Here is a 24,314-nt window from a genome sequence, read left to right as displayed (position 1 = left end):
AACTTTAATCTCCTTGAGGATAGATTATAGCGATCGTGAGAAGATCTGTGCCCACAACTTTAACATCTGAAATCCCCTGCAAATCTGCAGTCAAACCCTGTTCCTGTAATCGTTGGATCAAATCAGTACGCTCATTAATCAATTCTTGTTTTCGTCGATTTGCAAGATCTTCAAATTTTATTTCCAGATCAGTATTTTCTAATGCTTTGGCAATATGTTTTAATACAAATGCATCAGGTTTCCCCGCATTATTCATTTCACCGGAGATTATTTGATTGATAGACTTTTCGGTTAAGATATCTTCAGAAAATAAATCTATACCCAATGTGGTAATCTCTTCAGTGATACTCGGTGGATCAGTGTTTATATAATACCGGATTTTCAGATGATATATTGCTTTTACCGTTTCGGCATGTGTAGACGTAAATGCTGCAGTTCGACCGTAAAATTGTTTTTCTTCAATAAAAGCTTCATTTTTTACCTTTTCAATTAATCCAGCAATTAAAGCATTTTTTAAGCTCAAAGCATCAACATCTTTTCGTGTAGCACCAAGATTCATATTTTGTGTCACCCGAATTGGGCCCTCCACCTCTACATTGAGATCATGTAGTATTTCGGGTGGTAATTGCACCTCAAAAATATGTTCGTTTTCTTTAGCTTGAGTTAGATTCCCTTTATAGAGTTGCACTGAAGATTTTAAGAATGCAAATATCGTGGCGCTTGAACCGATTTTTTCTTGACTCATCTGCATCCGATGTTCAATCTCTTGTAAATCAATATTATTATGACCGTAAAATGAATCTTTCAGAATTTCTTCCAGATTTTCTTTATTGTAGAAAGTCGAGACCAAATCATCCATTATTCTAGGAGTTAATTTCAAATAGCTATCCAAAGTTGCTTGTGGTTTTAGTTTTTCTTTCCGTCTTTTCGTCAAGCGATCAATTATATCCTTTGGATCTCCGAAAAACCCGGGGACAAATCCATATTCTTCTTTAATATTCTGAGCTTTTTTAACAAGTAATTCTAATATATCCATTTCAATCGTGTCTTTCATGATCAAGGTGCGGATGAACACCTTTGGTTCCGGTTGTCCGAATCGATCCACCCGTCCATTCCTTTGTTCAAGCCGGTTCGGATTCCAGGTCAATTCATAGTTGATGATTTGATTGGCAGAAAATTGCAAATCAATCCCTTCTGCCATACAATCCGTGGAGATTAAAATCGCTGCAGGATTTTTTAAGAAATCGTCATAAATTTCCATACGTTTTTGAGATGGGAGTTGCCCATGCACATAAAAGAGATCCATTCCTTTATATCGCAACGATCCGCTATCTATGGTTTCTTTGAGATTTTGGTGAATATATTTCAACGTGTCGATATATCGGGTGAATAGAATGACTTTTTTGGAATTCTTTAATAAATTAGGAATAATTTCATTGATAAGTTCATCCACTTTTCTGTCTTTTTTCTTTAATTTCTCCGCTTCTACCTGTACCTCAAGTAATAAACCCTTTTCTTGGGATAATAAATCCATTGATTGTGCTAAAACAATTCGATCGTTTCGAATATCTCGTTCTTCCTCCGAAATTCGATCGGTTTCTGCACCATCTAATACTGATTGCCCGGCTTCTTCTATCGAAAGGAACTGTGTTAAATTTTCAATCGCTTGATGTTTTTCATTTAATTTTTTATCTATTTCATCATTTCGATTATCAATAGAACATATTAATGCTTCCGGTGAACTGATTGCACGTTTGAAAAAGTGTAAGATTGTCCAATAACTGCGTTGATTATCTTCAGTGGTGAGTTTATTTACGTAATTCATAACATAATTCGCAAATTTAGAGAGTTTTTCCATAGTATGGTGGAATTGGTCTGAAGGAGTGATGAAAATCTCATCAGAATCGCGTTCTGGAAATGGACTTTTTTCATAGCGATCCCCGATCCATTGTTCCACATCATGTCTTCGACGTTGGCAGACATGGTTAATTGCCAAATCTTTGTCAATCTCAATTTCGGTATCAACCTCTTCAATAATATTGGGATTAACCATCTTCAATAAGCTTGTATATGAATCTTTATAGCCATTATGAGGAGTCGCGGTTAATAGTAAAAGGTGAGGATATTTTTCGGTCAATTGACGGGCAAATAAATAACTTTTTTTAATGTTTTTATTATCAACATCATCTACCCCTCCGTGTGGCATCATAATGTTATGGGCTTCATCCATTACTACCATATCCCAATTAAATTGCATTATTTCGCTGCGTACATCAAGTTGTTTGGCATAATCTACAGATGTAATCACAAAATTGTAGTATCCCCAAGGACTACCTCCTACTAATAATTCCGATTCCAGATGACGTCGATTACGACGAGACATAATAACGGCATCTATTCCAAAGAAATTACGAAGAATAGTTTGCCATTGCTCCCGAAGATTCGCCGGAGTTACAAAAAGCACACGATTAATTCGTTTCCGTCCTAATAATTCCTGTAAAATAAGTCCCGTTTCTACGGTTTTACCAAGACCTACATCATCGGCTAAAAGTAAACGCACCTTTTTCATATTCAGCGCCATGAGAACAGGAACCATTTGATATGAAATGGGGATTACTTTTGAATTTTGAAGGCTGATAAAAGAAGTTGTGCCATAAATTAAATCTAATCGGAGTGCTTGTAGTAGGAGTTGTTGATATCGAGGAGAACCTAATTTATCTTTTGCGGGAGGAGGTATTTCACTTTTTTTAATCGATTCAATGCTAGGAAAGAGTACTTCATTAGAAGGTACCCCTGAAACATTACTTACTGAGTAATAATAGAATTCTTGGTTTTCATCAAAATGGATTTGATCTATCCGCCAAAGACGCTGTCTGGCAGTCACTATCTCACCAATACTAAAATCGGGAATTGATTTACTATTAATTTTAATAACCTCTATTTTGAATGTTTATTTTTCTTTGTCTTACAAATGAAAGTAAAGATTCAGTCTGTTTCTTTTTTAAAACTTGTTATTGTCTCCATAAAAAACTTCTTAATTCCTTATGATTAAATTTACAAAATATATACTTTGTTTATATTAGAGTAATTAAAAATGAATCCTTTCTAAAGAAGTACGAACAATATATGGGAAATGTTCATCATGATGTATTGAAAGACTACAAATTTAACCACCATTCTCCAGAAAACTCGAAAATTTAGATATTGATACCATTAATAGACTGTGATTATGCATGGTTTGTTAGATACTAGAATTCGATCATTATTACTGAAACAGACACCAACCGGAGTGAATGCACAACTACATTTAAAAAAAAACCAAAATGATAAAAGTGAAAATGAACGGTTGAAACTGTATGATCAATACTTTCCTTGTTGATTTTCAAGACATAAAAAAAACCATAAACTTTTACAGATCTTTAATTTGGAAGACTCTTAGTCGGCCAATTATCAAAAAATAATGGTTGATTATCCAAAATTTTTTGCATTTCGAGGAGATTATCCATAATCTTGTCCTTGATATTCAAACTAATAGTTTTTTGAGAATGATATATACTATTTCGAATCTTATCTGCATGGGAACAAATTTTGCTAAGTTTAGATTTAGAAATATTGAATATTGTCTCACAAGTATTACCTTCTATTCCCTTATGGAGAATTTTAGCTTTAGAAGATAAAGTCAAACAACCAATTAAATCGATTTCTTCTTTATTTATTTTTTTTTGTTCAAGAAGTCTATTTGCTTCTTGTATCTTTTCTTCTGGAATAATTCCAGATAAATTAATTTCAGGTGCTTTTTCATTAATTAATGTATTGAGGAAATGTTCAAAGATACTAATATATCCAAAAAGGACAACTCGGACAGGGATCTTTTGCAAATCTGCTTTAGTTATAATGCCAGAGATTTTTTCATTTTCTAGAATAAATAAACGCTTTTTTTCTTTCATTAGAAGGATGGTTTTCAAAATTGGAGTATGAGAAGATATCAGCTCTCCGATTTTAAATTCCTTATAAATATTTTCGATAACATCCCTTTCTTCTGGTTCTTTCTCTAATTGGTCTTGAATATCCACCAAATTAACATATCCAATATTTTTTCCATCTTTTTTAACTCCAAAAACATCAAAATTATTAGTTTTCATTTGTTCGTGGAAGTCTTCTACAGAATTAGAAATATCTAGTAAATCTAAATCTTCAACAATAGAGGATACAGTAATCTTTGAAGAAAATAAATACTCTAAATCTTTTTGACGAAGATAATGCCCCATAATATCTTCTTTTCAATGAAATATAAAAAAATTTTGATTTTTGACATTCATCAAAGAAGATAATCAATTTTTCTTCGTAGTCAATAAATAAATGAACAAATCTCAAGAAAAGATGAACTAAATAATATTAAAGCGTTATTTTTTTACAATTCTTCAACATATACAACGATTTTCAGAATCCTGTTGTGAGTTTGGAGAATTCATTATAGGAATTTCGATTGTAAATGTCGTAGCTCCACCTTAGCTATGTCGAATTTTATTTTCAATGCAGATCCCCTCTTTTTGACATCTTTCTTGGAAATCTGTGGAATCAATGAAATCTCGAATTTATGTGTCATGAATATGCCCGTGGATAATTTCCACAGTTGGATCACGAGTGACAAGCGTGTGTTGAAGAAAACTAAATATTTCCATTTTAGCATCCTCAAGAGTACAATTATGTAAATCCAATCTTGCCATTTTTTCCTTCCTCTCAAAGTTTTAATCATAGATTTCCAAACTATCAAAAATTGAAACACCAACACTCATAAATAGTATCTTGACGCTCATTTTCATCTCATCATCGAGATTCTCAAAGAGGTTTTCCCATTTCTCGTTTTCAATTCGATGAATAAATTCAGCATAACTAGAATATGGGCAATTACTCTGCATCAATTGTAGAAATCGAATAAAAGATGTCGGAGAGGAACGAGATATGATTCCATACAAAGTCGATTGATCTAACGTAAATAATCTTTGAATGATACTTGATTTTGTCCGTTTTTCGATATGAATTAGTCCCAAAAGTCTTTCGATGGATAGCTTATCCGAGAAAAGACTGTCTAAAAGTGATTGTTCTTTTTGGGAAGAATCTTCATTAACGTAAATACAAATCCGGAGATACATTTCCCAAAGAAACCAATTATCCAACAATTCGATGAAAAGTTTCGGTTCTATTACATTTTGATTTTTTGCAGTTATCCCATCAAATTTATCCGTCAAACCATTCAAGTATTCATATTTCTGATGTTTCCATAATAAATGCCATAGATTTTCATAATATTGCTCTAATGAACAATATCTCAAGATGATTTCCACTAATTTATTTGTATTTTTTGGAGACATTCTAATGAAAATTTCATAAAGAATTTCAGGAATTTGTGAATGTCCACTATCAATTAAGCGTTTCAATAAATGTCCTACATCATGGAATTGATCTTCTACCTTAATATGAGCCGATTGGAAAAGTTCAATTGAGATGAGATTAGCGAGATTTGCTTTAATTTTTGAGTCGATTCTTTTTAATCCATCAATTATTCTAATGGCTTTATCTATATTTCCCTTCATATTGCTTTCATTGATGGTATTTTTATATATTTCTATACCTTTTTCTTGCTGACCATTCTCCAAATAATAATTGGCTTTCCAAATAGAACTTAACCGATTTAAATGGTCTTGTTTTTTCTTTGAATCTTGTTGCTTAAGGAGAAGATTAACTTGTTCTGGGAGTTCCCATCCGGATTCCTTTAAGATTTCAATTAATCTTTTGGATTCACGAGTATCCTGTTCTGTTTCATTAATAATATAGGGAATATCAACCCATTCTGTCCATGGGATCTTTTCATCGATACAATATTTAATTACATAATGTAAATCAAAATGCCTCTCTTCATAGAATACCTTTAAAAAAAGCTCTTTTACTAAGTTAATGAAATTTGAAAGATTAATAGGTGCAATTAATTCTAACAAATGGATAGCTGCATGGGCATTCTCATTTTGTACAAATGTCATAAAATCAAAATGGTCGATAAAAAGATTTTTTGATGGCCATTCATGTGTTAAAAGAAACCACAGAAGACGTGAATCATAGAATTCTTCAGGTTTTTTTGTAATGTTTTCTGCAGCTAATCTTTGAGAATAATAATCCAGTCCAAAAGATTCTATAAACTCAGATAAATATGGCCATTGAACTTCATGTAATTTTACCAAAAATTCATCCAAGTAATTCTGCCCTTCTTCCTCATTTCTTGGATTATTCCAAATTTGGATGATGTCTTGCAAAGAGAATCCATGCAGAAAATCGACTATTTCAGGGATCTCGAATTTAATTGTTAGGGAAATATAAAATTTAAGCCAACTTGCGTCCAACTGTAAGAAATTCTCACGCAAGGTGTTATAATCTGTATTTTCTAATATTTCTTTTACCTCAGAATTTTGATCAGAACCGGTGCTTTTTATCAACCTTAATGCCGTGCAATACATATCAATGTCATATCTCTGAAGATTGTCGGATAAAACATTGTTGATCATTTTTCCGCGGAGATTGTTATCACAATGGAGACGTGCAGCGTTAGTATCAATGAATTCAATAAATTTTGTAAAGCTCAACCAATCCGCTTTAAGTTTATTTTGAATTAATGAATCTACATCCATATTTTGAATGGTTGAAAAAGCAGGTTCAGTGATTACAAAGGGAATTCTCCAATATTGTCTATTTCTTTGATTTTCTATCATTCTAAATACCGCATCAAATACAATTTGGTATTCGAGATAATTGATTTTAGGATATCCCCACTGTCTGAGTTGTCGTAATGATCGATCTGCATCATCGAACTCCTCATCAAATAGATCGATAAGAAAATCAACCGATAAGGAGTCAATTATTTCCCAAAAACCAGGCCATCTGGATTCGTCTAGTATTCTTAAGAAACTTAATAGAGATTGAATCGACTCACATTCTAATATCATTTCAATTATATTTGGGATGGTCAATAACTCAAATAACTCATTCCATCGCAATTGAGACCAATATGGGTTATAATACCGAACAATTCTAATAATTTCGACAAATTCCTCAAAAGAAATGGTATCAAAATAGAAGGCAAGACGTTTAATATCAATAGAACGAAAATCTAAGAATGGAGAACGTTCTCCTTGACTCCCGAGAATTTGTCCTAAAAAGGTGGGATCTTCTTCCACAATAATTTGACGGACTTTATCACTTATTGATAATCCCGGTGTTTTAGCATGTAATTTCATTAAACTACTTTCTAAAAAGTTCCAATTTTCTGAAATTTTTGGTAGAATGTCTAAGATCTTTTGCGCTAATACCGGATGAAGGCATATATCTGCATATTCATTTAGTTGGAATTCATTCAAAGATTCCCATTGTGTAAAATATTCATAGATACTCTCAGGATTAATTTGACTGATTGTGACAAGCAAATCTTGTCTTAGAGGGATCTCAAGGGATGCAAAAACTACAATGCAATATAATAAGGTTCTAATTTCTTCTTCTTTATTACTATTTTCATCTATAAGTGTTGAGATCTTTGATTCTACATATTTTTCTAAAGTAGATTCAAAATATTGGTTATGAAAACTAGGAGAGAGCCATCTATTCGTCAATTCCTTAATATTTTTAACATCTACAATTGAAAGTAATTCAATTTGAATAAGTGAAACAACCTTAGTGGAATTTTTAAGAATGTATTTGACAACTTGATCTATCTGTTTTCCTGTAATCTGTGAAAACTTATATTGAAGAAAAGTTCTGGTTAATCCTTCATATCGTTGCAAGATTTGTGCCTCATCATCTAAATCAATAATGTCTATCCTATTCTTATCTTTGATTTTTGTAGGAATTTTTTCCAAAAAGGTGTCACCAATATATCGACTTGTAACAAGAAAACGAGAAGAATGGGCTTTTGATATAATCTTAACCAAATTTTGGGCTTGAACATCAGAAAACAAGTGAATATTTTCACAAATTATGTATATTTCGGAATTTTCGTCTTTTTCGGCGTTTCCTTCATATTCTATAATACGATGAACAATTTCATCATTAAAATCAGAAGGTGTGAAATAAATAACCGATTTTTGCATTTCTAACAATTGGAACCCAATAAGACGAGTTAATGTAGACTTTCCTGATGCAGCTGCACCAACGATTCCTACTATTTTACCAGAGCGTAATTTTTGTGCCAATAGTTGACTCATTTCAAATCCTGTTTTATCGATGAACGGAGCGTAGTTTTGATCTTGGATATCACAGTGAATTATACCTCCTGATCGGAAAAAACCTGAAGGAGATGGGGAATTATATTGAATTTCTTCACTAAAAAGATAATATAAAAGATTACCAGGGATAATTTGGATAGAAGATAAAATTTGGTTTGATTTTATCATCTGATCTTGTGCAGTTAAATCCACTGGATTTCCATAAATATGATCTACGTAGAGTTTGAAAAGTTCAGGGCCATTTCTCTGGTATATTGATAGCAAAGTAATATGTTCCCATTCTTTATAAGCACTTTCTGAAGATTTTTGAAGATTAATTAGTTTACTAAACAGTTCATTCAATATCAAGCCTTCACTCGATTGGAATATAATATTTTCTTTTTTTCCCCGTTTGATTGCTTTTCTTACTTCTGCTTTACGACATTCACCAGATTCAAACACAGTATCCCTAATTATTTCTTGATCTTTCCATTTCGGGTTATTCTTTTTCATATATCTGAGAATTTTTATTAGAGTTTGATTAATTCTACCCTTTTTGGATTTTTTTTGATCAGAAATATTGAACATATCTGCCATTTCTTCAAAAAAGATAGAGTCTAGTTTCACACTTGTATCATATTTTCTTTTTAATTTCTTCTTCAATTGAGCAGTCCCAACACAAATTTTACACCAAGGATGTTCTTGTATTTTCTTTTTGTCCAAAAATTTATTATCATTAATGAAAACAATTGGAAATATATCAAATTCTTCTTCAGATTTCAAGAAGTTTTGAATGTTTATGCTATCAGCGAGCTCACCAGTTAGCTCATTACAATGATTTTGAATCCATTTCTTTAATGAATTTGCAGTATTAATCGCTTGTTGATATGGCGTTTCTTGATTTCTCCTCCCCTCAGGAGGGTATTCTTTTTTTTGATGAGTTTTATGATCATAAAATTGCCACTTCCCATTCATTGGAATATCTGTAAATGTGTGTCCTTTCAATTCAATCAAATGAATCCGATCATTTAGTAAAACAAGTATATCCACATCTCGAGATCCAAATCCATGAAATCGAAATTCTAAAAATACAACAGCATCCTTAAATTCGGATGATTGTTCCATCCATCTGATAATTTTCTTATGTTGTTTACTAATTTTATTTGATCCAATTTCTGAGAAGACTTTGACCATAATTAATCACTTTGATAGAAAAAAAGAAGGAGCTGATCTATATAAACATAATTTCCTGAGATTTAATGTCGTAATTATTTAGATCATCTAATTTCTTATTTCTCTCTTATCATTCAAATGGATTTTGGTATTATGATGGTTAATTCATAGGAATCACTATCAACGATTGCTATTAATTAGGTAGTAAATGTTTTCTTAAAGGGTTCTATTTTAACTGTGTGTAATGACCATTATAAAAAATCGGAACTCATTAACAAAATTTCTAAGAACTAATTCTAAGAAGATTTTTGAAACTTTAAAAAGTTCAGATTATATAATTTTTGAAGATGATGAAAACACTGTTCAAATTCAACCAAATAAAGAAATATCCCTCTATCATTCCAATTATTATACTCCCTCAATTCCATATTCCATATTCAATCAGGGAATTTGTGAACTCTCAATGCAAGAAAAGAGATTTAAGACTAGGCAATGGATAACTCGGGATGCCGTTCAAAAAGTAGGATATTGTATAAATTCGTATGAGCAACCTACATTTATAGCAGGAAGTATAAGAAATTACCATTATTACAAACAAATGGAGAAATTCAATAAACTCCCAAAAGAAGAGCAGCATCCATGGAAAGAACCTATTGAATACGATATCAAGTTGTTTGAAGTCTGGAATATTGATCAAGTAAATCCCCTTCTCAGACCAAAATTCAGAATAGTAAAGAAAGCGACAGATATTATTACTCAGATGCAAAACATCCCAAAAATAATTAATATTTCCCAAGGAATCCCTAGATATAGATACGATTATGAGAAAAATATTGATGAAATCCTGATAAAACATATAAATTCTTACGAGGGTATGACTTATCAGTATTATCGAGATTTTTTCCATGAATTAATCCATAGTTTGACTCATAAAGATAGAAGAGGACGTGATTGGGGTAAAGCAAAATATGAAAAAAAAATTATTGAAGCAAATTATGATGAGAGCAAAAAACAAGAAATTCTTGAAAGAAATGGAATTCTTGTAAAAGCTAAAGAAGAATTTTGTGCAGAATTTGGAAGTGCACTTCTTTCATTGTATTGTGGTATTAGATCTACAGGAATCAGAAAATCTAATATTGAATATCTAAAAAATTTTGAAGAAAGACTAAAAAAAAAACCAGATCTCTTATTGATTGTATGTAATGAAGCTAATGCTTCTGTAAAGCATATATTGAATAAAAGTTCTACAAAATTTACACAAGATGCTAATATTGACATATTAGATGAAAAAATTGTTAATCTTTACTAATATTATTCATCAGGATTTTTGTAAAAACTTTTTCAATTAATCTTACAGTTCTAACATTATCATAATTAATGAAAATTAAAACTATATTGTTGTCTGATGAAATCGCCAATTTGATTCCAATCTTTAAATTTGTTATTCGCAGATGAAGTATGTGGGACGCAAAGAAAATGAATTGGATTTTCAAGATTTTTCAAATAGCTAAATTCACCTTTCACAGGTTTTTTCATATTTGGTTTAAAATAAGATAGAGCGGGTAAATTTTTATTATCATATTTGATTGATTTTACCTGTGAATCAAAACTTAATAGGGAAAGAAAAAGCCTTTGTGCTCTTCTTCCCATAATTAAAATAATCTTTGGATGGATAAATTTAATTTCTTTTAGCAGATAATTCATACCGCATGTAAATAACATATAATGATTCTTATTACAATCACATTTCCCCACATCTGTGAGATAAAAATTATTTAGAAATTCAGGAGAATGGATTTGAAACATTTCTTGGATTTTCGCCCAGAAGACGGAAATAGAGATCAAGTCTTCGGGATCATTCGATTCTGAGAAATCTTTAGTAATGGTTCCTAATTCAAAACATATATTATTTATTCGCTTATTAGATAAATTATTACCTGATTTCATTTTTTTATTTTTGAATTTTGATGTAACACTTTCTCCAATAATCATAATGTTCTTTCGATAAGGTTTTCCTTTTTCCAAAGTATAATCAAGATTTCCTAACCATGCTGGAAAATCCATATTGCGTTGTGAAAAATCCCGTTTTTCAATTATATTTAATCGATTATAATATTCTTTACATTTCATACATCTTTTCTGATCATTTCTATAATATTTATTTAGAGTTGATATGATATTTTCAGATTTTATCCTAATATTATAATTCAAAATTCTATCTGTAAAATCTTTCCCATAAATAGATTGAAGTAATCTTTTATACTTTCTTTTATCAGAAATGATTCGATCCATATAACTAAATGAAAATTTCGTTTGAAGATCTGTTTCAATAAAAATTCCTTGTTGATCAGGGAATAAGAATACACTACAATATTTTTTATATTTTTCTTTATTTGTTTCCCACCAATTTCTCTTAAATTCTGTAGTTAAGATTAGTTTCGCAATTAAAATCGGATTTTCTTGTTGAGAATTAAGGATTTGCATAATTTCCTCTTTATTATCAGTATCAAATGCAGTAAAAATTGAATGTGATTGAAATTGTTCCCAAAAAGATTTATCATCAGCTCGTCCAAATCCAAAAACTCCTTCTTGATTTTCAATTCTCGGAAAAGATGGTAAATTATAGTTAATGCAAAATTGATTAAAATCTATTAAAGCAATTTGACGATGAAGGTAATTTGAATTCTCTAAGAATATTAAATTTGCAATATCTTTAAATGAAAAAAAACGAGAATTACTTTCTTCCCATGTATCTGTGACCATTTGATGACCTGAAGACCAAAGAAGCCGAGACGGCATTACTACCCAAATACATCCATTTTCATTTATTTTATCAGAACAAGCAAAATATAAGGCGATATTGATATTTCGTGTGAAATCAACTAAAGGAGTAGAACAACCGTAATGTTGAAGTAAACAAAGTAAAGCAAGATTTTTCTCTGAATCAGATATATCTGTTGTAGAAGAATTTAATGCTTTTAAAAATTTCTTGATTTTATCATTAATTAAATAAGAATTCGTTGCGTCATCTAATATATTTTTAAAGTTTAGAACCAATTTTTTAATATGTTGTAGAATATATGGTGTTGCTCTTGTTGCATCTAACTTTGCAGTATTAAATCGTGCACGATCATACTTTGAAGTAATTTCATATTTATGATTTGATAAACCTCGGAAAACATAACTTGAAGATTGAAAAAAATTAGCAATTTGTTCGAATTCATCTAAATTATTGATTTCTAATTCACATGATCTGATTATGATTTCATTATTTTCCAATTTTTGTTTTTTTTTGTCATTTTTCATATAATTCAACTCCAAGTTTCTATAAAGTAGATCCTTTTAATAAATTTGGAAGATATACATAGTTCTCCCGGTATAATTCTTTTAATAGGCAATACTTCAATAATTGATAATTTGGTTGGGAAAAATCAAAATGAGCAAAATTTGGATAATGACATAAGTATCCAACGGTCGTTAATCCTTTCTTCTCAATGTTAACTAAGACAGGTTGCTCAAAGTAATTCCCTGCACCAAAATATAATGATTTCAAAGGAGATGTCATTTTAAACAATTGACTTACATATTCCTTGTTCTGATAGCTTATCTGCTGATAAATATTTAGATTATTACCAAAAGTATTACTTGTTTTTTCGGCAATGTTCAATGTGAGTAAATATGCAGTTCCAGACAGCGGCAACGAATTCACATTGAATAGGTTTTGGATGAAATGCGCAAATAATATTAGACATTTTTTGCCATCTGTTTCAGATTGTTCAATATTTTTAATCTCTCTATCAATTATGTTATAAGCAGCCTTACTTGGTTGTTTTTCATGTTGATTATGCCATTGCATCATTCTATATACAAACGCTAAATCATTTCTGACTTCCGCAGTATTTTTTGCCAAATATTTTTTCAATTTAGACAAATCAGAAAGAGCTTTAGATGCATAGACTTCGATTTGAAAAGTACGTGAGAAATCCTGGTTATCTAATGTATAGCAGATGAAATTAGATAAAGGTAGCCCAATATATTTATCATTATTAAAGCCAATTTTAAAAGACGTTCGACAGCGAAATCCCCACTTTAAAAAAATAACACGTAATTTAGGGAAAATGGTTCCTAAAAAGAATTCTAAACTTATTTGATTCTTATCCTTCATTCCAAATGAAGGAACCTTGGGAGTATAAATAGAAGAATTCCTTAATTTTGTATCGTAATTCGGATTTATGCTTGGAATATTATTCAGATATGAGGAAAATGATGGAAGCTGATGGTATTTCTTCTGATAAAGGAATTCCCGGATGCTGTTTCTTATTCTATAGAAATTAATCGATACTGACTGAGATAAATCTATATTGTTCTCTTTAGTAGGAAAAACTAAAAAGCTTACCATTCGGTCAACATTCTCATCAGAACCTCGCATTCGTTTGGTTACCTGTCGGAGTAATTCGATATTTTGTCGATACTTGAAATAGTCTGTCCCTTGATAGGGAGGTATTATGATCATTAATTTTTTGGAAGGGAAATTGGTCCCAAAAGCAAGTGAATTTGTCCCAATTATATTCTTTGAATCATAAAATGCTCTCTCTTTTTGTTCAGCTATTGAAATTCCACAATCATATCCCAATTCAATAATCCAATCATTAAATTCTTCAATTAGAGACTTGTTATCAATAAAGAACATCACTTCCCCATGTTGTAGTAATGTATCGAAATCAGGGAAATTTGGCCAATATTTTTTTTGAATTATTGTTATTTGTTCTTGAATTTGGTTTTTTATCTCTTCAAACGGCATAGATACATAGTCATCTTGCCACCCAATTGAAGAATAACCATATATTAAAGATTGATTCAATTGATACCTGAAATAATCAAGTTTGATGAAAACTTCTTCAAAAACATCTTCAATTGGATTTTCTTCATAGCTTTGAATATATTCCGAAAACGTTGAAAATTTTGAATCGGCAGAAATTAAAGGTTTGAATTGTTGAATAAATAAATCTGGACTTGTAATAGATGCATCCAAGACTAGCATCTTTGGAATGATATTAGGAATTCTTGTTTGGATTTGCTTATATCCATTAATTAAATCAATTAACACTTCTCTGACTAAAGGAGGAGAATTGGTAAGTTCATCAAAGACGATTAAATCAAATCTTTGATAAAATTTTTTATAATGTTGGAGGGGGAGTTTCTGTTGCTTATGGGACCGAAAATAGAAGGGTAAAGTTTGAGCGGTTAGAAATGTGATTTCAATTCCAGATTTAGGTGTTTTTATCAAATTATTTAATTTACTTGTAGCGCCTTCCCCTCCGTAAGTAAATTTCTGGTTTATCCATCCTCTCTGGTTGAAAACGATTTGTTGGCCAAATTCACTACGAATTAATCGAATTTTTACCTTACCTTGGTTAAATTCTGAATCTTGAATATTTCCATAATCATCTAAGTGAGGTGCTTCAATACCTAGATTATTGCAAATTGAAATAATCGTTTCATTTAGCGTGTCTTTTCTAGGACAGACCATTAAAATAGATTGTTCTATATCCTCATTATCAAGATACTTGATATATTTAGCAAACGAGAAATTTTTACCTGTTCCTTGGTCTGATCCATCAATAATACAGTGGAACTTTGAGTTTTCCTGTGTTAACTTTTTAATTATTTTCTTCAAATGTAGTGTTTGAATATTTAACACAGGTGTACCTTTCCATCCTTTAGCAATAGGAGGTTCTATTGCTGTTTTTATTTCTTCCGCTGCTGAAAAAACGGGGATTTTACCTAAGGGAATCGTTAGGTCTTCTGGTCTATCATAGTATCTTTCTCGTATTAGATACTGTCCTTTCTCATTATTTGGTTCGATATATCTATCTCCTGTTAATAAATCATATTCCAAATCAACTTGATGCTCATTAAGTATCTTTTCTTTTATATCATAATCACAAGAATTTGGATCTTTGATCTTAAACGGAATTGTTTTCAAGAGGATTTCGCGTTTTTCTTCAAAATCGGAATAATTTTGGAAATGGAATAATACAGATTTTCCAGGAAGCACAACAATACTAAATAAAGGATTCTGTTGAAAGAGTTCATCACTATTTTGATAAATGATCTCAACATACATCATCATTTTAAAATACCGGGTCAAAAGATTATATCGTTTTACAAAATCATTCAAATACAGGGCTTCAGGAACAAATGATGAATCTTTTAACATTTCACTATTTAATCCTTCGACCGGAATTTGATTTAAGGCATCTTTTAACCGATTTGTTCGATTTTGTCTAATGAATGGAAAATATGATTTAATATCGCCGATTAAAACCACTTTTTTGTTTTGAACTACCATTAGATCTGGTTTTTTTGCGTGATTCTCTGGATTTTGCTCATCATAAAGATTCATTTCAATTAAAATGTTAAAATCATCATGAAATTGCAATTCACACCATTCAACAAACGATTGACCATCAAAAAAACCGGAAATAATTTCTAATACAAAATTTACTCCATTAATTTCATTTGTTAATTCTTTAATCAATATCTCTATTTCAGATTGGGATACTTTGACGAAATTACTACGACTTTTAACTGATCTGTGAACAATTGTCTTTCCAAATTCATGTAAATCCGAGTTAAATCGAAAAAGTTGATCTTCAATTGAAATTGTTTCTCCTAAAGGTCTTAGTCGAGCAAAGATCTCTTTTAGTTCAATAAAATTTATTCCATACATTCTCTCAAATTGGATACTAAAATCTTGAATGCATTCTACGTCAATTTCAATGGGATTAAAGACATCTCCATTTGCTTTTAACGAGAGCATCTTTTTATTCTTAATACTTTCTACAACTGAAAGCATTCCCATATAATTACCTAATTCGTATGCTTCTCCAAATAACAATGGAATTGGAATAGGATTTTTATTCGTATTCATTTCTTTTTGCATAAGTTATCGCCTCTAATCCATATAAGAATATTGCAGGACCATATATCCGGAAGCTTACATCCGTATAAGGATAAACAAATAATCTTTCTAATCCAGAAAGACCAATACTTCTTTTTTCATCACCGAGTGCCGCACTTAAAATAAGAAGATCAAAGATATTGTTTTCTTCAGAATTTGTGAGAGCATCCCCTTTTTTTGTGAAAGAAAGCAAGGCACTTGCATGAGCATATAGTAAATTTGTCCCTTTCTGATCAGTTCCCTTGAAAATTAAGTATATGAAAGATTCATACTCTTCCATTTCGGTTTGCTCAACGAATTGAGAAATAAACTTCAACTTTAAAACCCGAACTGATGAATTAGATGATTTTAATTTCACATAAGGAATTGGCACATAATTTTTGATATATCCAACTAGGGGTATATTCTTGTCTTGATTTCCTTTACTCCTTGAATATCTTATAAAATCACGCCATGTTTCATTATTGATTAATGCGTTTTTTGATATTTCCTCAGTATCCACTTTATTTGCTAACCAATCACCAGATTTTGAACGGTTTTTTGCTCGTACAATAATGGGGATATTAGTGGATGCACAAGTGGAAATCACGGTATTTTCTATGATTTTATCGTAATCCACTTCTTTTGTCGAATTTTTAAAGAAAAATTCATCAAAAATTACTCTCGGTTTCTTCTTCAAAGAATATTGATAAACACTAATTCGAATAATACGTTCTTGCTGATTTTCATCAAATTGATTACTATTGAGCGTCGTTCCTTCAATATTGATTACTAAAACATCCGAATATGTTGTTTTTTCTTCTTTAAACTTTAAATGCAATCCAAGACCAAAGTTTTTTCTCAAAGATGAAGAAGTATTCATTAAACGTGGAAATAAAGCACCTGGTTTAACAAATATTCCCGGTAAATAGGTTAAAGCTTTTTTAGTCAAGGGATCGTCAAAATATTCCTTTATTTTTTGCTCGAATAAATCAATACTATCATTCTCACAACCTTTTAAAAAATCTAGTAATGGAGTATCTTTTGCTCGAATTCGTAATATCCTGTGAATTATATAGTAATAAGGGAGGATTTTTTTTGTCCCTGACTTTGTTTCAAAAAGACTCGCTCTCAATTTCAAGTTTTCTTCTTGAGATGAATAACTAACATCATACACATCATGAAACTCGAAATTTTGAGAAAACTTCTCATTAAATAATTGTAAAATCATTTTTTGTTCATTTTCATTAAATTTATTCCACATATTGTTTGTTTCAAATAAATTCTTCATATCAAATAATCGATTGAACATTTGAATGATAAAGCAGTTTTTCTCGTCCTGACTTTGTATTGAATTAATTATTTTTTCTTGTATATGAGTAAGACACATGTTTTTGGATGAAAAATTCTCACTTGGGCCGAATTCTTTATGATCGATAATACGATTTAAGATTGTAGTAACTTCAATTAATTCATAGTAATACCGATGGAGATTGCTTTTTTTACCTAATTTTGAAGACAATTGATTAAGAATTGGGATGACTAAGATATCATCATTTGAATTTAATCTAATCATCTCTTGGTCAATGTTTCGGTTTTCTTTTCCTCCAAGATCCATTAAAACTTTAAGTATCGTACCATCTAATATTGATTTCAATATTCTGTAGATCCTTTTTTCATAATCCCATCTTTCGTCTTGGGCTAATTCAAAATCCATACTCTTTACATAAACTGCAATTTTACTTGGCCAAATACCTGCATTAGCTAATAATGTCAACAACATATCTGGTAATATATTATTCACACCATCTTTCCAAGGAAATTCTTTGGATTTTCCCCAATTATTCACCATAATGAAGACATTGAGAGTATTGTTCGTAATTTCATTACTCGTTTCAATTTCTAAAGGATAATTGTTTCTCCCAAATTGAATGTCAAATAATTGTATCCCATCAATTGAAGTTCTATATTCTGAGCATATTTCTCCAAAAATTTCTTTTTGCTTACCAGAATCCTCCATTATCGCGTATATTGCCATTAAATCATCGGGAGAAAAGTCACTTATGTCAATTATGTAATTTCTGGAAAAGAATTGCACCAGTTTGGTTTGAATCTCCTTAATTTTTTGAAGTTTAGATGAATTAGGATCTTCTTCTTCCAATTCTCTTTGAATTTCTAGAAGTACTTGATTAATTCCAATGAAATTGAGATAAATATTCTTATTAAAGTCCCATCCCATACCGAATGCTGGGATTATAAATTGAAACAGATCCAAATTTGTTGGGGGAGCATGTTGAAGATCTTCCTTACGAATAATTCCAGGAAATGAAGGAAAACTGGCACCTTTATATGAGGTTTTATTTAATGTTTCAACCAGCTCAGAATATATATCTTTCAATTCCCCTGAAGTTAAGTATTCTTTTAGAATGTTTAGATTCTTTTTTAATTTCTTATATTGGTCTTTTGAACGGGAAATAAAATTCTTTTTCCCTTGATTTTGTGTTTCCCATATTTTATATCCTTCCAACATTGAATCAAAGAATTTTTGAGCATTTCTTCGATTTTCTTTACTAATTTTTGAAATAAATACTTTATGAAGAACTTGCATCAATTGAATATTAATTTCTCTCGATTCTTGATCAGTTTCGATAGTTAAGGTTGCCGGAAGGAGGTCTTGATGCTCTGTACTTATGAATTCTCCTTTCTTCAATGATTCTTTATTAATATTTGAAAAATGACTATCAATTGTTTGATTTTCCATCAGTAATTGTGCATCAAATTCTTTTTCAAATCCAAATTTGCTTGCATTTATGGTTTCTATATTTTGTTTGACTTTGGTTTTAATGTAGCGATATATTATTTGGCCAAGGCGTTGATCAAGTTTTGGAAGTTCTTTTAAAATCTCACCCCATACGTTTCGTATATTTGTTGCCTTATCTGACCTATACTTCGAACAATCTTTCAAACTTTGCCCTATTATTTTGCTTTGAAAATGGGAGAAGTTCTTTAAACTCAAAAATTCTTCTGTCCATAAATTAGGCATTTCAAAATAATAATCTATTAAATTTTTCCAGAATTTGACTGTAAAAGACTCATTATTTACAGGAACTGCAGTTTTTGACATATTTACCATCTCCCAGTGTTTCGTTTATCTTTTTTGTGATAATATTCATGTTGCGTTTGACTTTTACATACCCACAAGTTCGATCGGCTATTATCCATTTTATTTCGATTTTTATGATGCACCACTTCACCTCGACGAAGCTTTCTGCCTAATTTACATTCGGCAACATGACGATGAACCAATTTTCCCGAATTACAATATCGTTTGTATCCATTTTTATCTCTATATGTTAATCTATACACTTTTTTTCACACACATCCACAATTTCTCTTCACTTCATAGAATTCTTTAAATCCTTTCCTCGATATTTTACAACATATAACAACCGATTATAGCTAAATTTTATATTTTTAGTGATTTCAATTGTTTTTCCTAAGATAAGTTTCTCAAGTTTTTTCATATCTGTTTTTCCTCCATATTGGTTCAATTCACGGGCATCATACCCTTCAGGTCTAACTCGATTTCCTTTTTTGCCTTTCCATGACCAACCAGGTGAAACAACGAAAGTATCTCCATCTATAACCTTTACTACCTTATACCTTGACATTTTTCTCAATCCATTTTTTCAATTTCAAATGATTAATACATTTCGAACCTATCAAACGATTAGAATTAACTCCCTTATATAAACTTTCTTCCTAGTTTAAATTAAAAAATTTTAATTGTCATCACTTTTTTAATAGTTCGAAAAGATTTAATTGTTTGAAATTCATATAATTATTAATGCTGGATGAAAAATGAAAAACACTGATTTAAGAAAAGCTTTCAAACTGTCGTATAAAGAAGGAAAAGATGGAAAATTTGAAAATTACATGTCCTGGTTAGAAAATCAAGGATTTCCAAACTATTTATTAAATTATAACCTAACAAAAAAATATTTATTTCATAATCTAGAATATCTTGCACTGGATCTTGACTTAATCGCCAAATTAGGAAAAAGTGTTGGGTATTTCATTAATAATCAAGATGATCCAATCCATATTTCCCTTGTCGGAGTTAAAGGTAGTGGTAAAACACTTTATCTTAATACAATTCTCTCTTTAATTAAAGAAATTGAAGATAATTTAAAAGTAAACTATATTGATTGGCAAAATGTGGACAATCCGGAGAAATTAGATGAAATTCTAAATGATTCTCAATTGTACAATATTTTATTGTTTGATTCTTGTGAAAAACGAAAAGATTTCTTTAATATATTCTCTTCAAAAGAAAATTACTTCAAAAATAAACTTATAATATCATCTTGGGCAGTGGATACTTTTTTCTATAATAATGATGAAATTTTAAATTTGTTTCCTAATATTAATACTTATTATATTAATTCTTTAACAGAAAAGAATGCAGAAAGTCTTCTTGATATATTGGTTCAAGAATTTAAGGGAGATAAACAAGACATTTTGAGTTTTAACTCCTTTTTTTTCAAGTATTCCGGTGGGAATCCCGAAATGTATATTCGACTTTTCATAAAAAGTGTGAAAAAGCAATTTCTATTGAATTTAGATGAATTTACTCTCGAATCAATAAATTTTGCGAGAGATGAAATGAATTTAAGCCTTATAACAGAATTAGAAAAATTAAGCAATCAACATAAGAATTTTTTAAAGGAAATCTTAATTTTATCCCGAAATCAGAAAGTTTATGCATCCAAGCTAATTGAAAAATTCAATCTTACAAAAGCCACTGTTTCTTACCATTTATCCCAACTTAAAGAAAAGAAGTTCGTTATTTATCACCCTGAAGGAAGATCAATTTTTTATACTATTAATCCAAATTTAGAACCATATATCCAAATATTTTTTAGAACTGAGGCAAAATTGAATGACAAAACTCGAAATTTACAAAATTTATGAACATAGAAAAAAAATTGAGTCAAAGATTCAGTTATTTCTCCAAAAAGAGATAAACAACAAATATTTTGAACAATTTGAAATCCATTTTATTAAAATGCGACAAATTGATAAAAATGCATATTTATTCACTTTTGGAAAGGATATAAAAAGAACAATATTCAATCAATCTTATGTAAAGAAGAAAACACCTCAAATTGAAATAATTGATGTATATGTTGTAAATACTGATTTAGATACTCCCTATTTATTGTTACCTTCTGAAATAAGCGAAAAAGTAAAAAAGAATATTGAAAACTTTTTTTTAGAGATTTTTGGGAAATCTTATATAAATTTTGAAAAAATCGAATTTTTTATTTCTCAATTTCAAAAAATTCTAACAAAATATGATTTAGTCGAGATTAAAGTAATTCCAAATTCACCAGGAAACACTAATCTTACTGAAATTGGGGGAAAAGGATCAATTCGAATAGATCACACTAAATTTGTAATTAATATTAAAAAATATCCTCTTAAAATGATTGGTATACGTTATTCCTACAACAATAGATACCAAACTGTTTGTTTATACCTCTCTGGTGAGATAAAATTTAATTCTAGATCTATGCACTCTCAGGATATATTTGATTTAATCAGTGCAATAATTAAAGAGTTTGTAGAAAATCAGAGGGTCCTACAAACTTCAAAACAAAAATACATTACAGATTTCAATTTATAGCAAGGAAGATTCATGAAAACCCTTTAAGACATTATTAATAAATGACTTTAAGTAAATGTGGTCTTTTATTTTGACAAGCTAAATAAATTCTATTATAACTATAGGATGTTTACTTCAATTGAAGATGGATACCAAGAATTATTAATTCTATCTGCTACAAAAAAGTCATAAGGATAAGGGGATATCGAAATATGATACCATTTATTGCATATTTCTTCTAAAAAATCTTCCCTATTTTCACTAATTTCACAAATTTGTTTAATATCAGCTATAATTACTTCATAATTAGGTATAATGATTAATAAAATTATAATATTGAATAATTATTAGATCAAAATAATTCAATTATAGATTTTTTCAGTGTATTACACCAGTAACACACCTGTGGTACATCATTACGTATTACACTTGTAATACGAGATTGGCGGCTCTGAGGGGGAATCGAACCCCTAATAAATTTATAAAAACTTATTTTTTATAAGAATAAGATTTCATTAACTAAATGCTCCAAATTTTATGTTTCAATATCTATTTTACTGATAATTATGCTTTATATCCTATTTTAATAATATTTAACTAAAATCGAATAAAATTTTCATTTAAGCAATATTTATTTATAGTAGGATGGGAATAAATTGAATATAGGTATTGGAGATTTAGTTCTAAAATTGAATGACGATACATTTTTAACCTTATCCAATAATTTAAAGCTAAGAGATGAAACAAGAACCAAAAATCACCGATTATGAATTTTTGAATAATCCTGGAGTGTATCGCTTTAGTGGATTGGATCCCCTCACTAAAAACGAAAATTGCATTTTGTATGTAGGAAAATCAGGTCATGACTATATAAAGAAGAAACAGAAAGATCCAACGAAGAAAGTTCAGTTGATGAAGGAGCGAATTGAACGTCATTTAAAAAATGATGCGGGGGAAGTAGGTAAACTCGTTGATAATTTTTTTTCTCTGAAATTATTAGAAGTATGGCCCCTAGATGTCAAAAAATTTGATTCAAATGACAATTTCAACAAATTTTTGGCTTATTTTGAATATTTTGTACGTTCACGAAGTGAGAATATCCCATATTACGATGAAATGAATTATACTAATATCCAAGAAATTAAACCTCCATCCCCAGATAGTATTTCTTTTGCTGAAAATATATTTGAAAATGGGAGAAAAGAGATAAATTTCTCCGATTATAGAATTTCCTCGGAAGAAAAAAGATTTATGCAATTTTTACAACAATTTAATCAACCAAATGTGAAGAATTTCTTCAAATTTCGCCAATATAATAAAATTCAGTTTATAATGAAAAATTTTATTGATTCATGGGAACTCATGGAGAAGAAAAACTACCATTGGTTGAAACTCGAACTAGAAGATGATGATTTTCTTAATTGGGATGATTGGATATCAAATTATATCACATTTGATACTCAAATCTTTGATTTGGATTCAAATTTTTGTGTCAAATTTGATAAGAATGAACAAAAAATATATCGTAATGAAAAAGAAATTGATCCCCTCATTGAGTCTTTGATTGAAAAATGTATTAAAAATGAAACTCAATATGAAGGAATAGTGGGGATTATGTATTGGAGGATTAATGAGAAGATAATTCCACTGCACATGACAATATCAAAGAATGTTGGAAAAAAAACCAATTTTAGAGATAAGCGACTGGCTCGATGGGGTTATCAGAGCGATAGAGTCTTTGGGGATTTAGCTAAAACTTTTTTTAATGATACTGAACAGAAATATCAACGTTGGTTTGATGTGTTGTTTATTGATCAAGACAGTTTAAAATTGAAGAGATCTGTGTATTTTTCCGCATTTTTATGGCCTTATGATAAAAATTTTGGTCTTAACAAGAAGGTATGTTCTATAGAAGAAATCAAAAAGCAAATAATTGAAAAAATTAAACCTGAATTAAATCATCACTGATTCAAGAAACACAATTATTTTATCTTTCATTTCTATAGAAGAAAAAACGAAGGTTGAATTACCAAAAATACATATTTTAAGTTTACTAAAGTCCTAACGAACAAATCAATAATTAAAAGGGATTATCTGATTAAAAATTTGTATTTTCATATGCAGTTTGTCTCTTCTTTTGCGAGATGATATCTATGGTGAAGGAGAAAAATAAAAAAAAAAATTATGTTCATTTCTTTTTGCATGGGCTCAATTCACTTAACTGAATGCAGGTTTTGTAGATTCTCAGATGACAACGGAACTCTTGGCAAAGAAATCTAGATAT

Annotated in this window: 13 protein-coding genes; 4 read left to right on the top strand and 9 right to left on the bottom strand. The window is 30.0% G+C overall.

The genetic code is table 11. The annotated features are described in order from the left end of the window. Positions 1–4: 4 nt before the first annotated feature. The 4 genes from NEF87_RS02395 to NEF87_RS02380 form a co-directional block, all read right to left on the bottom strand. The gene (locus NEF87_RS02395) at positions 5–2,884 is read right to left on the bottom strand and encodes a helicase-related protein (RefSeq protein WP_457918472.1); all 2,880 of its coding nucleotides are present in this window, start codon (positions 2,882–2,884) and stop codon (positions 5–7) included. A gap of 535 nt (positions 2,885–3,419) precedes the next feature. Further along, the gene (locus NEF87_RS02390) at positions 3,420–4,268 is read right to left on the bottom strand and encodes a CBS domain-containing protein (RefSeq protein ID WP_457918471.1); all 849 of its coding nucleotides are present in this window, start codon (positions 4,266–4,268) and stop codon (positions 3,420–3,422) included. A gap of 327 nt (positions 4,269–4,595) precedes the next feature. Then, on the bottom strand, positions 4,596–4,727 hold the full coding sequence (locus NEF87_RS02385; RefSeq protein ID WP_457918470.1) for a Smr/MutS family protein: 132 nt from the start codon (positions 4,725–4,727) through the stop codon (positions 4,596–4,598). A gap of 21 nt (positions 4,728–4,748) precedes the next feature. Beyond that, complete coding sequence (locus NEF87_RS02380; RefSeq protein ID WP_457918469.1) at positions 4,749–9,440, bottom strand: ATP-binding protein; 4,692 nt, start codon at positions 9,438–9,440, stop codon at positions 4,749–4,751. Positions 9,441–9,663: 223 nt separating this feature from the next. Between NEF87_RS02380 and NEF87_RS02375 the strand changes: the two genes are divergently transcribed. Then, the gene (locus tag NEF87_RS02375) at positions 9,664–10,728 is read left to right on the top strand and encodes a hypothetical protein (protein WP_457918468.1); all 1,065 of its coding nucleotides are present in this window, start codon (positions 9,664–9,666) and stop codon (positions 10,726–10,728) included. A 65-nt stretch (positions 10,729–10,793) separates the two neighbouring features. On the opposite strand, the gene NEF87_RS02370 is transcribed toward NEF87_RS02375, so the two are convergent. From NEF87_RS02370 to NEF87_RS02350, 5 genes are read right to left on the bottom strand one after another with little or no spacing between them, the layout of a single operon-like run. Then, positions 10,794–12,725, bottom strand: coding sequence for an FRG domain-containing protein (locus NEF87_RS02370; RefSeq protein ID WP_457918467.1), 1,932 nt, complete (start codon positions 12,723–12,725; stop codon positions 10,794–10,796). Positions 12,726–12,744: 19 nt separating this feature from the next. Continuing rightward, a complete protein-coding gene (locus NEF87_RS02365) occupies positions 12,745–16,365 on the bottom strand; it encodes a hypothetical protein (protein WP_457918466.1) in 3,621 nt (1,206 codons plus the stop codon). Continuing rightward, positions 16,340–19,486, bottom strand: a complete 3,147-nt coding sequence (locus NEF87_RS02360) for a hypothetical protein (RefSeq protein ID WP_457918465.1) — start codon at positions 19,484–19,486, stop codon at positions 16,340–16,342. Before NEF87_RS02360 ends, NEF87_RS02365 begins: the two co-directional genes overlap by 26 nt. Before the next feature lie 2 nt (positions 19,487–19,488). After that, positions 19,489–19,728 (bottom strand): HNH endonuclease, encoded by a 240-nt coding sequence (locus NEF87_RS02355; RefSeq protein WP_457918464.1) that lies wholly within the window; start codon positions 19,726–19,728, stop codon positions 19,489–19,491. 29 nt (positions 19,729–19,757) lie between these two features. Beyond that, positions 19,758–20,033, bottom strand: a complete 276-nt coding sequence (locus NEF87_RS02350) for a thermonuclease family protein (RefSeq protein ID WP_457918463.1) — start codon at positions 20,031–20,033, stop codon at positions 19,758–19,760. 190 nt (positions 20,034–20,223) lie between these two features. On the opposite strand from NEF87_RS02350, the gene NEF87_RS02345 reads away from it, so the two are divergent. From NEF87_RS02345 to NEF87_RS02335, 3 genes are all read left to right on the top strand, one after another. Further along, positions 20,224–21,336, top strand: a complete 1,113-nt coding sequence (locus NEF87_RS02345) for an ArsR/SmtB family transcription factor (protein ID WP_457918462.1) — start codon at positions 20,224–20,226, stop codon at positions 21,334–21,336. Next, on the top strand, positions 21,305–22,051 hold the full coding sequence (locus tag NEF87_RS02340; protein WP_457918461.1) for a hypothetical protein: 747 nt from the start codon (positions 21,305–21,307) through the stop codon (positions 22,049–22,051). Before NEF87_RS02345 ends, NEF87_RS02340 begins: the two co-directional genes overlap by 32 nt. A gap of 717 nt (positions 22,052–22,768) precedes the next feature. Further along, positions 22,769–23,998, top strand: a complete 1,230-nt coding sequence (locus NEF87_RS02335; protein ID WP_457918460.1) for a hypothetical protein — start codon at positions 22,769–22,771, stop codon at positions 23,996–23,998. The last annotated feature ends 316 nt before the right edge of the window (positions 23,999–24,314 follow it).

It is taken from the genome of Candidatus Lokiarchaeum ossiferum (genome assembly GCA_025839675.1).
GTDB classification, from domain to species: domain Archaea; phylum Asgardarchaeota; class Lokiarchaeia; order Sigyniarchaeales; family Promethearchaeaceae; genus Lokiarchaeum; species Lokiarchaeum ossiferum.
This window is presented reverse-complemented; position numbering and strand designations above follow the sequence as displayed.